This is a genomic window from Luteimonas sp. RC10, from assembly GCF_014192745.1.
Taxonomy (GTDB): Bacteria; Pseudomonadota; Gammaproteobacteria; order Xanthomonadales; family Xanthomonadaceae; genus Luteimonas.
The window spans coordinates 599,634-613,498 of sequence record NZ_JACHYJ010000001.1; the positions used below are offsets into that span (position 1 = coordinate 599,634).

Here is a 13,865-nt window from a genome sequence, read left to right on the forward strand (position 1 = left end):
GCCGGTATCGCGCAGAACGCGGTGGCCTACGACGACGCCGACAAGACGCGCATCTCGCTGGCTGGTGCCGACGGCACGGTGATCACCAACGTCGCTGCGGGCGACCTCAGCGAAGACAGCACCGATGCAGTGAACGGCAGCCAGCTGTTCGAGACGAACACGCGCGTGACCGCGGTCGAAGGTCGCGTGGACGACCTGGACACACGCATCGGCGATGTGGCCGGCATCGCGGAGAACGCGGTGGCCTACGATGACGTCGACAAGACGCGCATCTCGCTGGCTGGTGCCGACGGCACGGTGCTGTCGAACCTGGCCGCAGGCGCGGTGTCGGCCGACAGCACGCAGGCGATCAATGGCGCGCAGTTGCACGGCGGCCTGCAGAGCATGGCCGACATCCTGGGCGGCGCCGCCGCAGTCACGGCGTTCGGCACGCTGGCGGCGCCAAGCTACGCCGTGCAGGGCACACAGTACGCCTCGATCGGCGCGACCTTCGCTGCGCTCGACGTGCAGATCAGCCAGCTCAAGACCCGCGTCGGGTCGGTCGAGACGGTGATCGACAGCAACCAGGGCACCAACGACCGCGTCGCGGTCGGTGGTGATGCGCCGGCCACGGTGGGCGCCGATACCAATGCGGTGGCAGTCGGCGGCGGTGCCGCGGCCAATGGCAACAATGGCGTGGCGCTGGGCGGCGACGCCTATGCGCACGGCCCCAACGACACGGCCGTCGGTGGCAACGCCCAGGTGCATGCCGACGGCAGCACCGCGGTCGGCGCCAACAGTCGCATCTCCGCCGAGGCGACCAACGCCGTGGCGGTGGGCGAAAGCGCCTCGGTCACCGCGGCCTCGGGCACGGCACTCGGCCAGGGGGCCAGCGTCACCGCGCAGGGTGCGGTCGCCCTCGGCCAGGGTTCGGTCGCCGACCGCGCCCAGACGGTGTCGGTCGGCAGCGTGGGCGCCGAGCGGCAGATCGCCAACGTCGCCGCCGGCACCCAGGCGACCGATGCCGCCAATGTCGCCCAGGTCCGCGCGGGCGTCACCGAGGCCAAGGCCTATGCCGACACCACCGCCACCCAGGCGGTCGCCTCATCCAAGGCCTACACCGACCAGCGTCTGGCGGCGTGGGGCGACCAGTTCGATGCCTACCGCGGCGATGTCGAGCGTCGTTTCAGTGACGTCGACCGGCGCATGGACCGGCAGGGCGCGATGAGCGCGGCGATGCTCAACATGGCCACCAACGCGGCCGGCACGCAGAGCCCGCGTGGACGCGTGGCGGTGGGCGCCGGCTTCCAGAGCGGCGAGCAGGCGCTGTCGATCGGCTATGCCAAGCGGGTCGGCGAGCGCGCGTCCTTCAGTCTCGGCGGCGCGTTCAGCGGCGACGAGAAATCCGCCGGCTTCGGTTTCGGCATCGACCTATGACACCGCGGCGGCGTCGGCCGACGCCGCCGTCCCTCGCGACATCCCATTCTTCGACGGAGACACGTTCCATGCGTATCCAGACCACCCTCGGTGCGGCGATCGCCGCCATCCTGCTGACCGGCGGCGCGCAGGCCGCAGGCCCTCGCCTCGACCGCAGCGTGACCCGCGACCTCGCCGGCGAGACGCAAGCCGCTGCGACCGCGGGGCAGCGTTTCGTCGTCAAGACCAGCCAGCCGGCGGCCCAGGGCCGCGCCGCCCTGGGCAGCGCGCTGACGACCAGCGTCCGCCGCGCCGGCCTGTCGAGCGCGGTCGCCGCGACCGCGACCTCGGCCGCCCGCCCGGCCGCCACCGCGCGTGTGCTGCGCAGCATGGCCGCACCGGGCTGGCATGTGGTGCAGGCCTCACGCGCGATGACCGAGTCCGAGCGCGCGAGCTTCATCCGTGAGCTGTCCGCCGAGCCCGGCGTGCTCCGGGTCGAGGTCGACCGCCTCTATCAGCGTGCCGATGTGGCGCGTGCACCGACGGCGATGCCGGCCGCCGTGCCCAACGATCCCGAGTACGCGCGCTTCCAGTGGAACTTCAAGGACCCGACCGGCGGCGTGCGCGCCGAGCAGGCCTGGGATATCTCCACCGGCGAAGGCGTCGTGGTCGCGGTGGTCGATACCGGCATCGTCGAAAACCACCCCGATCTCGCGGTCAACGTCCTGCCTGGCTACGACATGATCAGCGACCGGCGCATTTCCCGCCGCGACACCGATGCACGCGTGGCCGGTGGCTGGGACGTGGGCGATTGGGTCGAGGCCAACTACTGCACCGCGCTGGGCGCGCAGGGCAATGCGCCGCGCGACAGCTCCTGGCACGGCAGCCACGTCGCCGGCACGATCGCCCAGCAGACCAACAACGGCGCCGGTCTGGCTGGCCTCGCCCACGGTGCCAAGGTCGTACCGGTGCGCGTGCTCGGCTCGTGCGGCGGCTACGGTAGCGACATCGCCGACGGCATGATGTGGGCCGCCGGCCTGCCGGTCGAGGGCGTGCCCGCCAATCCCAATCCGGCCGAGGTCATCAACATGAGCCTGGGCAGCACCGGCCCGCAGGCGTGCCCGGCGCTGTACCAGGACGCCATCGACAAGATCAACGCGCAAGGTTCGATCATCGTCGTGGCCGCCGGCAATTCCAATGCCAATGCCGGCACCTACACGATGAGTTCGTGCACCGGCGTCATCTCGGTGGGCGCGACCCGCGTCACCGGGGGCAAGACCAGTTATTCCAGCTGGGGCCCCCGGGTCGACCTGTCGGCACCGGGTGGTGGCGGCGATGTCGATGGCGATCCGAATGGCTACATCTTCCAGGTCCTCAATGCCGGCACCACGCGCCCGACCAGCGACTGGGTCCTGGGCGGCTACACCGGTACCTCGATGGCCTCGCCGCATGTGGCCGCGGCTGCGGCGATGGTGCAGAGCGTCGTCGAAACGCCATTGAACTGGAGCGACATGCGCGACCTGCTGCGCCGCACCGCGCGGCCGTTTCCGGCGGCGATTCCCACCAACACGCCGATGGGGGCGGGCATTCTGGATGCGGCCCAGCTGCTGCATCGCGCCACGCAGCCGCCATGCACCAGCGACTGCGCGCCGCTGGAAGTGCCGCTGGCCAACAAGGTCGAACTGCGCGGCCTGTCGGCGGGGGCCGAGGACGCGCTCTACACGTTCGAGGCGACCGCCGGCGCGGTGCTGACCTTCATGACCTTCGGCGGTACCGGCGATGTGTCGATGCATGTCGCCCGGGGCCGAGTCCCGACTGCCACCGACCGGGACGCGTTCTCAACGCGTGCCAAGAGCAATACCGAGACCGTCCGCTTCACTGCGCCGCAGGCAGGCAAGTACTACATCCGCCTCACCGGCACGTACGCGGGCCTGACCCTGGTCGCGCGCCAGTAGAGGTCCCAGGTGCCCGCCCGCATCGCCCACGGCGATGCGGGCGGGTGCGCTTTCTCATGCCGCCCTGTACCACGTTCGACTGGATGGCCGGACTGCCCGGTTGGGAACCGTGCCCACAAGGCGAGCGGCTGGATCTGCCGCTCGACGTGTTCGTGCACCGCAGCGGCATGGCGGAGCAGGACTGGGCGTTCGCGTTCGTGTCCTGGGCCAGTGACAGATTGATCCGCACCGGCGAGTGGTACGAACTCCAGACGCACACGCTGCCCGGCGGCACCGAAGGGGTGCGCATCGTCCGCGAACGCCCGCCGCATGCCTGACGACGACGCCATGCAGGTGACACCCGATCGACAGCGAGACATCCCCGATGCACCCTGAGGTTCCCCAGGCCGACTACGACTGGCTGCTGCACTGGACGGCGTGGTCGCTGCGCGAGGACCGTCGCCAGGAGGCGGTGTTTCCGCTGGCGCAGTTCCTGGAACGCAGCGGCGCCTCGCCCCTCACCTGGTCGCTCGATTTCCTGTCGTGGAAGTGCGAGCGGCTCGCCCGCGACCGCTGCTGGTACGAGCTGCGCGTCGAACGCCTGCCAGAAGGCGCCCTGGTCCGCGTGCTGCTCGATCGCTGAGCGCGTTCGGATGCCCTGCGCAGGCGCCCGGGTTGCGCCCGCGGTGCCGAACGGGTGCAATGCGGCGATGCGCCTCCTTTCTCTCCTCGTCGCCGCGCTGCTGCTGTCGGCCTGCGCCCACCAGGCCCCGCGCAATCCTCTCGCCACCTGGGTGCCGTCGGCCAACGCCGATGCGCGCCGGCCGGTGCTGGTGGTGCTGCACTACACCGAGCAGGACTCGGTCGAACGCAGTCTCGACACGCTGCGCACCGCCAACAGCGGCGGCCGGGTCAGCGCGCACTACTTGATCGGCAAACGTGGCGAGCGCTACCAGCTGGTGTCCGACCTCGACCGCGCCTGGCACGCCGGTGCCGGCCGCTGGGGCGCGATCACCGACGTCAATTCGGCCTCGATCGGCATCGAACTCGACAACAACGGCCGCGAGCCGTTCGCCGAGCCCTTGATCGAGAGCCTGCTGGTGTTGCTCGAGGACCTGCGCACACGCTGGCGGATCGCGCCGGAGAACGTCATCGGCCACTCCGACCTCGCGCCCACGCGCAAGATCGACCCGGGCGTGCATTTCCCCTGGCGCCGGCTCGCCGAACACGGCTACGGCGTCTGGCCGCAGGACGGCACACCGCCGGCGCCGCCGGGCTTCGATGCGCTGCAGGCGCTGCGCACGCTGGGCTATTCGACCGACGACCCCGATGCGACCGCGCGCGCGTTCCGGCTGCGCTTCCGCGCCCAGGCGACCGGTGCGCTCGACGACGAAGACCGCCGCATCCTGTACGCGCTGATCCAGGGCTGGACGATCCCGGCCACACGCGGGGCTGCGCAGCCGGCACGCGACTAGAATGACCGGCTTTCCCGCGACGAGGAGACAGATGTGGGCGCAGTGATGACCCCGGTATCGGTCGGCGAACTCGCCGACAAGATCACCATCCTCGAGATCAAGGCCGAGCGGCTCGACGATGCCGACAAGCTCGCGCATGTGCGCACAGAACTCGAGGCGCTGCTGTCACCGTGGCGCGGCGTCGAGGCGGGCGATCCCGGCTTCGCATCGCTGAAGGCCGAGCTCAAGGCGGTCAACACGACGATGTGGGACATCCAGGACGGCCTGCGCGACCGCGAGCGCAGCCAGACCTTCGACGACGAGTTCATCCGCCTCGCGCGCGCCGTCGCCACGACCAACCATGCCCGCGTCGAGCTCAAGAACGCGATCAATCGCCTGGCCGGCGCCGGCTTCATCGAAGAGAAGCAGTACGCCGCCGACGCGGACTGAGGGGCGCAAGCCGCCGCCGCGCGCGCGACTGCGGCCATGATCCGGGCGCGGGCGCCCGCTGCCCCGGTCTACGCCCCGCGCAGCGTGAACTGCGCCGCCTCGCCGGCCTCGCAATGCGGTGCGATCCACACGTCGAACAGCCCCGGCTCGGCGGCGAAGGCGCCGCTGCGGGTGGTGAAGGCGAGCTGGTCGCGATGCAGTTCGAACGCGACCGTGGTCTCCTCCCCCGGAGCGAGCGCAACCTTGCGGAAGGCCTTGAGCTCACGGATCGGGCGCACGCGACTGGCGACGCGGTCGTGGATGTACAGCTGCACGACTTCCTCGCCCGCGCGATCGCCGGTGTTGCGCAGCGTCGCAGAGACGGTCAGCGTGCCGTCCCAGTCGAGCGTGTCGGTCGACAACTGCACCGGGCCGTACGCGAAGCGGGTGTACGACAGCCCGTGGCCGAACGGGTACAGCGGGCTGTGCGGCATCTCGCGCCAACGGCTCTTGAACTCGCTCATCTCCGGCAGTTCGGGGCGGCCGGTGCGCTGCCGGTTGTAGTACAGCGGCTGTTGGCCCGAGTCGCGCGGAAAGCTCACCGGCAGGCGCGCGGACGGGTTGTAGTCGCCGAATAGCACATCGGCGATCGCAGGGCCGGTCGCACTGCCGAGGAACCACGTCGCCAGGATCGCCTGCGCATCGCGCACCGCGCCGTGCAGTGCGAGCGCGCGGCCATGGCGCAGCAGCACGACGATCGGCGTGCCGGTCGCGGCGACCGCCTCGGCCAGCGCCTGCTGCGCGGGCGGGATCACGATCTGCGTGCGCGACTGCGCCTCGCCACTGTAGTTCTGCGGTTCGCCGATCGCCAGCAGCACGACATCGGCGTCGCGCGCGGCCGCGACCGCGGCGTCGAGGCCGCCGTCGAGCGCGTTCTCCATTCCGCTGCCGTCGACCACCGTCAGCGCATCGCCGTCGTCGAGCGCAGCGCGCAGGCCGTCCTCGAGGTTCACGTGCAGGCGCTTGTCGCCGAACAGGGTCCAGCAGCCCTCGATGTTGTCGCGGTCGCGCGCGTAGGGCCCGATCAGCGCGATCTTCTGCCCGGCCTTCTTCAGCGGCAGCAGGTCGCCCTCGTTCTTGAGCAGCACGATCGAACGCTGCGCGGCCTCGCGCGCCAGCGCGCCGTGCAGCGCCTGCGGATCGAGCGCGGCCTCGGTCTCGGGGTCGAGCGAGCGGTAGGGATTGTCGAACAGGCCGATCGCCTGCTTGACCGCGAACACCCGGCGCACGCCCTCGTCGAGTGTCGCCATCGACACCTCGCCACTGGCGACCAGGTCCGGCAGGTGCGCGGCGTAGAGCCCGCTCTGCATGCTCATGTCGACCCCGGCGGTGAACGCCAGCTTGGTCGCCTCACGGTCGTCGGCGGCGAAGCCGTGCGCGACCAGCTCGAAATCGGCGGTGTAGTCGGAGACCACGAAGCCGCCGAACTTCCATTCGCCGCGCAGCAGGTCGGTCAGCAGCCCATCGTGCGCCGAGGCCGGCACGCCGTTGATGTCGTTGAACGCACTCATGACCGTCAGCGCGCCGGCATCGATCGCGGCCTTGAACGGCGGCAGATGGACGTCGCGCAGCGTGCCTTCGGAGATCTCGACGCTGTTGTAGTCCAGCCCGCCCATCACCGCGCCGTAGCCGACGAAGTGCTTGGGGCTCGCCAGCAGGGCGTCGTCGGCGGTCAGATCGTCGCCCTGAAAGCCGCGCACGCGCGCCGCCGCGAAGGCGTTGGCCAGCACCACGTCCTCGCCGGCAGCCTCGGCCACGCGGCCCCAGCGCTGGTCGCGGGCGATGTCGAGCGTCGGGGCGAAGGTCCAGTGCAGGCCGCAGGCGGTGGCCTCGATCGCGGCCGCGCGTGCTGTGCGCCGGGCCAGTTCAGGCTCGAAGCTCGCCGCTTCGCCCAGCGGAATCGGGAACACCGTGCGCATGCCGTGGATCACATCGGCGCCCATCAGCAGCGGGATGCCGAGCCGGCTTTCCTCCACCGCGATGCGCTGCGCCTCGCGCCCCTGGGCGGCGCCCACGCCATTGAAGACCGCACCGACATGTCCGGCCCGGATGCGCTCGCGCAGTTCGCCGGCGTTGAGCTCGTTCATCTCCGGATTCACGTCGGCGGCGAACGGCCGCAGCATGTCGGCGAAGATGCCGAGCTGGCCCACCTTCTCCTCCACGGTCATACGGGCGAGCAGCGCTTCCAGCCGGTCGTCAAGACGCATCGTCGATCCTGTGTAAACGATTACAGCCGGCGATTATAGGGGCCTGGCCGCGTCGTGCGGGTAGGGTCGACCCCAATGGCCGGCACGCAGCCGACGTGCTGGCCGCCGGGCCTGCGCACGGCGGTCCCCGGGTGCCCTTGCGCCCTCACTCCGGATCGCGTGCCGGCACGAACGGCGAGACCGGATCGCTGGCCGGAAAGGTCTCTTCCAGCGCCTCGTCGTGGGTGTTCTCTTCGTGCCGTTCGCGGTGCCCACGATGTTCGCGCGCGTCTTCCGGCGAGGCCGGGGTCGGCGCACGGTCGCGTTCGTCGGGCGTCTTGTCGATGTCGTGGTCTGGGTTCATGCGCGTCACTGTGCGCCGGCAGGCGCAACTGTGCGTGAAAGCGCCGCGTGCAGGGCGCTCCAGGTGCGCAGGGTCGGTCGCCGCCTGGGGCGGCCCGGCGGTTCGAGGCGGCAGGCTTCCGTCCGCCGTCGTGTCTTGCTCGACCACAAGCTGCGCGGCAGCGAGGTTGACGCGGGGTCCACGAGTGCTTTGCCAGCCTGCGAGCACCGCGTCCCGCCACGCCGTGCAGGCCGCGCACATTCGCGCTGCGCTGCGCATCGGAGATTCCATGGCACGTCCCATCTGGTCCGGCTCGCTGTCGTTCGGCCTCCTCAACATCCCGGTGTCGCTGATGTCGGGCGAGCGCCGCACCGATCTGAGCTTCCGCATGCTCGATTCGCGCGACAAGAAGCCGATCCGCTTCGAGCGGGTCAATGCCGACACCGGCGAGGAAGTGCCGTGGAAGGAGATCGTCAAGGCTTTCGAGTACGACAAGGGCAGCTATGTCGTCATCGAGAAGGAGGACATCGCCTCGGCCGCGCCCGAGTCGCACGAGTCGGTGGATGTCGAGGCCTTCGTTGATGCCGGCAGCATCGGCACACGCTTCTACGAGAAGCCCTACGTGCTGGTGCCGGGCAAGAAAGCCGAGAAGGGCTACGTGCTGCTGCGCGAGACGCTGAAGAAGACCGGCAAGATCGGCATCGCGCGGGTCGTGATCCGCACGCGCGAATACCTGTGCGCAGTGCTGCCCGAGGACGATGCGCTGGTGCTCATGCTGCTGCGCTATCCGCAGGAGCTGGTCGATCCCAACGACTACAAGCTGCCCACCGGCGATGCGTCCAAGTACCGCATCGCCGACAAGGAAGTGCAGATGGCCACGCAGTTGATCGAATCGATGTCGGCCGACTGGGACCCCGAGGGTTATCACGACGAGTTCCGCGAGCGGTTGGCCCAGATCATCCAGAAGCGCATCAAGGCCAAGGGCGCCACCACGCGCGTGAGCGAGGAGCCCGCGCCGCGCGAGGATGCGGCGACCAACGTGGTCGACTTCGTCTCGCTGCTCGAGCAGAGCCTGCAGAGCAACAAGCGCACGCCGGCCAAGAAGACCGCGAGCAAGCAGACCCCGGCCCGGAAGAAGGCACCGGCGAAGAAGCGCACTGCAAAGGCCGCGAAGAAGACCGCGAAGAAGGCCGTGCGCAAGGCCTCATGACGCCATGACTCTTGCCGAGTACCGCCGCAAGCGCAGGTTCGACGCGACCCGCGAGCCGGAGCCGGGCAAGGCCGCGCCGCGCGGCAAGCGGGCGATCTTCGTCGTGCAGCTGCACCATGCCAGCCGTCGCCACTACGACTTCCGCCTGCAGGTGGGCGATGCGCTGCGCAGTTGGGCGGTGCCCAAGGGGCCGAGCTACGACCCCGACGTCAAGCGCATGGCGGTGCAGGTCGAAGACCATCCGCTGGACTACGCCGGCTTCGAGGGCGAGATCCCAAAGGGCCAGTACGGCGGCGGTCACGTGGCCAGGTTCGACACCGGGGCGTGGGTCGCGGACGGCGACCCGGAGCAGGCGCTGGCCAAGGGCCACCTGCGTTTCGAGCTGTTCGGCCGCAAGCTCAAGGGGCGCTGGCATCTGGTGCGCACGGCCCGGCCGGGCCGGCAACAGCAATGGCTGTTGTTCAAGGACAAGGACGCGTACGCCGGCAAGCTGGATGCCGACGACCTGCTCGGCGACATCACGCCGCCACCGCCCGAGGACGCCAAGCGCGCCGGTACCGGCAAGGCACGCAAGCGCGGCGAGCGCGAGGTCGCGGTCGCCACGCGCCGCAAGCACGACTGGGCGGCGGCTGCACGCAAGCTCGACGGCGCCCGCCGCGCCGCCGCCCCCGACGGCCCGTTCGCGCCGCAGCTGGCCAGGCTCGGCGAGAGCGCCCCCACCGGCGAGGCCTGGCTGCACGAACTCAAATGGGACGGCTACCGGCTGCTGGTCACGATCGCGCGCGGCAAGGTGCGGCTGTGGTCGCGCAACGCGCTCGAATGGACCGCCAAGGTGCCCGAGATCACCGAGGCGCTGACCCGGCTCGGCCTGCGTTCGGCCGCGTTCGACGGCGAGCTGATCGCCGGGCGCGGCGCGCGCGCGGACTTCAATCTGTTGCAGCAGACGTTGTCGGGCGAGCGCCAGGGTGCGCTGGCGCTGGTGCTGTTCGACCTGCTGCATGTCGATGGGGTCGACATCAGCGAAGCGCCGTTGTTTGCGCGCAAGGCACTGCTGCAGCGCATCCTCGGCGATCCGCCGCCAGCGCATCTGGCCTGGAGTTCGCACATCGAGGGCGAGGCGGCGACGGCGATCGAGCTGGCCTCGCAGGCCGGCTTCGAGGGGATCATTTCCAAGCGCGGCGACCGCGGCTATCGCCCCGGGCGCGGCGACGACTGGCGCAAGACCAAGGAACTGGCCAGCGACGAATATGCAGTGGTCGGCTACACCCCGCCCAAGGGCAGCCGCAGCGGGTTCGGCTCGCTGTTGCTTGCCCGTCCCGATCCCGAACATGGCTGGCGCTACGCCGGGCGCGTGGGCTCGGGCTTCAGCGACGTGTTGCTCGACGAGATCGCCCAGCGCATCGGCAAGGCCGGGCGCGATGCCCCGACGGTCCACGTGCCGCCCAACGACACCGACCTGCGCGCCGCGCGCTGGTTCGCGCCGCGCTTCGTGGTCGAGGTGTTCTCGCGCGGCACCGGCGGCCATGGCCTGCTGCGCCAGCCCTCGCTCAAGGCGGTCCGGCCCGACAAGTCGATCGAGGACCTCCACGACAGCGACCGCGGCGCCCCGGAAGGAGACGACGAGATGACAACGCAGACCCGCAGCAAGACGCCTGCTCGCAAGCGCGCCGCCGCGGGCGTGGGCGCAGCCGCAAAGCGGGCGACGCCCCGCAAGGCTGCCGCGGATTCGCGCGCGCCACCGACGCTGTCGAGTCCGGACAAGGTCCTGTTTCCCGGCGATACGTTGACCAAGGGCGATGTCGCCGCGTACTACACAACGGTCATGGAGTGGCTGTTGCCCGAGATTGCCGGCCGACCGCTGTCGGTGATCCGCTGCCCGGGCGGCATCGACAGCGCCTGCTTCTTCCAGAAGCATCACACCGCCGGCATGCAACTGGTGGAGACGGTGCGACTGAAGGAGGAATCGGGCAGCGCCGGCGACTATCTCGTCGTCAACGACGCGGCGGCCGCCCTGGAGCTGGTGCAGTTCAACGCGCTGGAATTCCATCCCTGGGGCGCGCATGCCAAGGCGCCCGATATCGCCGACCGCATCGTCTTCGACCTCGACCCCGGCGAGGGCATTGCCTGGCGCGACATCGTCGCGGCCGCGCGCCAGATCCGCGGATTGCTGCAGCAGGTGGGCCTCGAATCGTTCGTGCGTACCTCCGGCGGCAAGGGCCTGCACGTGGTGGTGCCGCTCGATCCGGGCTGCGACTGGTCAGTCGTCAAGCCCTTCGCGCAGGCCTTCGCGCAGAGCCTGGCGCAGCTCGAGCCGCTGACCTACGTCGCCACGGCGACCAAGAAGTTCCGCAAGGAGCGGATCTTCGTCGACTACCTGCGCAATGGCCGCGGCGCGACGGCGGTGGCGTCGTTCTCGCTGCGCGCGCGGGCCGGTGCTCCGGTTGCGATGCCGCTGCGTTGGGAGGAGCTGGGCCGGGTGAAGGCCGGCAACCAATGGACGCTGCGTAATGCGCCGGCCCGCCTCAAGCGGCTCGGCACACATCCCTGGGACGGCTTCGAGACCCTGCGACAGACCTTGCCTGGCGCGGCCCGCAGCAAGCGGCGCTGATCGGGCCGGCGGTCGGCACGTTGCTGGCGTTTGTACGGCGCATCGAATCGCGATGCCTTGGTGCGTGTTCGGCAGTCCGGCCCGCCGCCGCGCACGCGGCGACGGGCCGTCAAACCGGCCTTACTTGCGCACGTCCTGGGTATGCGTCTTCAGCGCCTCGGCCAGCCCCGGCACGCGGTCGGCGCCGGTGGGCACGGTGATGCTCGAACCTGTGAAGTCGTCGCCGATCGGCTGCGCCCGTCCGCCCAGACACGTCTGCAGGAAGCCCTCGGTGACCGCGTTGAACGCGGTGCTGTTCTCCGGGCGCGCGAAGCCGTGGCCTTCGTCGGGGAACAGCACGTAGGTGACCGGGATCGACTTGGCGGTCATTGCCTCGACGATCTGGTCGCTCTCGGCCTGCTTGACCCGCGGATCGTTGGCGCCCTGTCCGATCAACAGCGGCTTGGTGATCGCATCGGCGCGGGTCAGCGGCGAGCGTTCGGTCAGCCAGGCCTTGCCCGCTTCGGTGCGCGGGTCGCCCATGCGGCGGGCGAGTTGCTCGAAGAAGCTCGCCCAGTACGGCGGCACCGTCGACAGCAGGGTGTTGAGGTTCGACGGACCGACGATGTCGACGCCGCAGGCGAAGGTATCGGGCGTGAACGTCAGCCCGACCAGCGTCGCGTAGCCGCCGTAGCTGCCGCCCATGATCGCGACCTTGTCGGCGGTGGTCACGCCGCTGTCGACCGCCCATTGCACGGCGTCGATCAGGTCGTCGTGCATCTTGGCCGCCCACTCGCCGTTGCCGGCATTGGTGAACTGCTTGCCGAAGCCGGTTGAGCCGCGGAAGTTGACGCTCAGCACCGCGTAGCCGCGGTTGGCCAGCCATTGGTCCGTCGGCTTGAAGCCGTAACCGTCGCGCGACCAGGGTCCACCGTGCACGCGCAGCACCAGCGGCACCGGCGCGTCGGCCTTGCCGTCGTTGTCGGCGTCGGCGTGCTTGGGCAGGGTGAGGTAGCTGACCAGCGTCAGCCCGTCGCGGGACTTGAGTTCCAGCGGCCACATCGGCACCAGCGGCTTGCCCTCGAGTGCCGGGCGTCCGGAGAACAGCTGGGTCAGCGTGCCGGCGCCGCCCTCGGCCGGGCGGTCGTAGCGGTAGTAGACGACCGGCGATTCGGCGGCCGAGTAGGCGACCAGCCAGTGGCGGTCGTCGAGTGTGCGGCTGTTGATCGAGACCTCGCCCGGGCCGATCGCTTCGAGCGTCTCGAGATCGGCGCGGATGCGGTCGTCGACCGCCGTCCAGGCCTCGCGCAGGTAGTTCGCCGAGACCGCCTGCACGACACCGGTGCGCGGGTCGGACAGGGCGTCGCCGACGTCCGCGCGTGCATCCTCGTGCACCAGCCGCTTCTCGCCGCTGGCGGTGTCGACCGCGAACAGCGCGGCGGTGTCGCGCTCGCGCGAATCGCGCATGTACAAGGTCGCGCCGTCGTCAGTCAGCCCGGCCGGCCCGGTGCCGAGCACGTCCTCGAACGGCACGTCCTCGATCGTCGCCCAGCCGTCGCCGTCGCGGCGCAGCAGGTCCATCCCGCCGTCCGGGCGCGAGCGCGAGGCATAGCGCAGCGTGTAATCGGCATCGGCCAGGTAGCCGCCGATGCGGTCGTCGTTGCGCTCTACGAGCGTGCGCGCGCCGCTGCCCAGGTCGACGCGGTACAGGTCGTGCCATTGCGGGTCGCGATCATTCATACCCACCAGCAATGCATCGGGATGGCGATGGCTGATGCCGACGACCTGCGCGGTGGTCTTGGGGAACGGCGTGAGGTCGCGGCTGCGCCCGCTGTCGATATCGACGGCGAACAGATGGAAGTCCTCGTCGCCACCGGTGTCGCGCAGGTACAGCAACGTGCCGGGCTGATAGGACCAGAAGTAATTGCGGATCCCACGCGCCGCATCCTGCGTGACCGCCTTCGCCGCGCCCGGATCGTCGGCCGGCGCCACCCAGACGTTCATCGTGCCGTCCACCGGCGCGAGCCAGCTCAGGTACCGGCCGTCAGGACTGAGCTGCACGCCGGCGCGCTCGGGATTGCCGAACAGCGCATCGCGCGGAATCAGTTCCACATCGTCCAGCGCGATCGGCTTGGCGGTGGGGGTGGCCGGCGTGGCGGTGGTATCGGTGGGCGGACGGTCGCCGCAGGCGGCAAGGCCCATCGCGACCGCGGTCGCGAGCAACAGGTGGCGCATCAGAGATCCCCAGGTGACGGATGTGTCGCGCA

At 70.3% G+C, this 13,865-nt stretch carries 11 protein-coding genes; 8 read left to right on the forward strand and 3 right to left on the reverse strand.

The features are described from left to right. From FHW73_RS02655 to FHW73_RS02680, 6 genes are all read left to right on the forward strand, one after another. Positions 1-1,416 (forward strand): YadA-like family protein (locus FHW73_RS02655; RefSeq protein ID WP_183425142.1); only part of this gene is annotated, 1,416 nt, incomplete at its 5' end. A gap of 68 nt (positions 1,417-1,484) precedes the next feature. Next, positions 1,485-3,350: a S8 family peptidase gene (locus FHW73_RS02660; protein WP_183425143.1), complete on the forward strand. Its 1,866-nt coding sequence runs from the start codon at positions 1,485-1,487 to the stop codon at positions 3,348-3,350. A 56-nt stretch (positions 3,351-3,406) separates the two neighbouring features. After that, positions 3,407-3,667: a hypothetical protein gene (locus FHW73_RS02665; RefSeq protein ID WP_183425144.1), complete on the forward strand. Its 261-nt coding sequence runs from the start codon at positions 3,407-3,409 to the stop codon at positions 3,665-3,667. A gap of 47 nt (positions 3,668-3,714) precedes the next feature. Next, a complete protein-coding gene (locus tag FHW73_RS02670; protein ID WP_183425145.1) occupies positions 3,715-3,972 on the forward strand; it encodes a hypothetical protein in 258 nt (85 codons plus the stop codon). A 67-nt stretch (positions 3,973-4,039) separates the two neighbouring features. Then, the gene (locus FHW73_RS02675) at positions 4,040-4,804 is read left to right on the forward strand and encodes an N-acetylmuramoyl-L-alanine amidase (RefSeq protein WP_255492550.1); all 765 of its coding nucleotides are present in this window, start codon (positions 4,040-4,042) and stop codon (positions 4,802-4,804) included. Positions 4,805-4,837: 33 nt separating this feature from the next. Beyond that, positions 4,838-5,233: a DUF6165 family protein gene (locus tag FHW73_RS02680; RefSeq protein WP_183425147.1), complete on the forward strand. Its 396-nt coding sequence runs from the start codon at positions 4,838-4,840 to the stop codon at positions 5,231-5,233. Positions 5,234-5,301: 68 nt separating this feature from the next. Here FHW73_RS02680 and FHW73_RS02685 read toward each other — a convergent pair whose 3' ends face one another. Both FHW73_RS02685 and FHW73_RS02690 read right to left on the reverse strand, forming a co-directional pair. Continuing rightward, the gene (locus FHW73_RS02685) at positions 5,302-7,479 is read right to left on the reverse strand and encodes a glycoside hydrolase family 3 N-terminal domain-containing protein (protein WP_183425148.1); all 2,178 of its coding nucleotides are present in this window, start codon (positions 7,477-7,479) and stop codon (positions 5,302-5,304) included. A gap of 145 nt (positions 7,480-7,624) precedes the next feature. Beyond that, positions 7,625-7,822: a hypothetical protein gene (locus tag FHW73_RS02690; protein ID WP_183425382.1), complete on the reverse strand. Its 198-nt coding sequence runs from the start codon at positions 7,820-7,822 to the stop codon at positions 7,625-7,627. A gap of 268 nt (positions 7,823-8,090) precedes the next feature. Between FHW73_RS02690 and FHW73_RS02695 the strand changes: the two genes are divergently transcribed. Together FHW73_RS02695 and ligD are read left to right on the forward strand one after the other, a co-directional pair. Next, the gene (locus tag FHW73_RS02695) at positions 8,091-9,011 is read left to right on the forward strand and encodes a Ku protein (protein ID WP_183425149.1); all 921 of its coding nucleotides are present in this window, start codon (positions 8,091-8,093) and stop codon (positions 9,009-9,011) included. Positions 9,012-9,015: 4 nt separating this feature from the next. Continuing rightward, on the forward strand, positions 9,016-11,619 hold the full coding sequence (ligD, locus tag FHW73_RS02700; RefSeq protein ID WP_183425150.1) for a DNA ligase D: 2,604 nt from the start codon (positions 9,016-9,018) through the stop codon (positions 11,617-11,619). 120 nt (positions 11,620-11,739) lie between these two features. Here the strand turns inward: ligD and FHW73_RS02705 are convergent, their stop codons facing one another. Further along, on the reverse strand, positions 11,740-13,833 hold the full coding sequence (locus FHW73_RS02705; RefSeq protein WP_183425366.1) for a S9 family peptidase: 2,094 nt from the start codon (positions 13,831-13,833) through the stop codon (positions 11,740-11,742). Positions 13,834-13,865 lie beyond the last annotated feature (32 nt).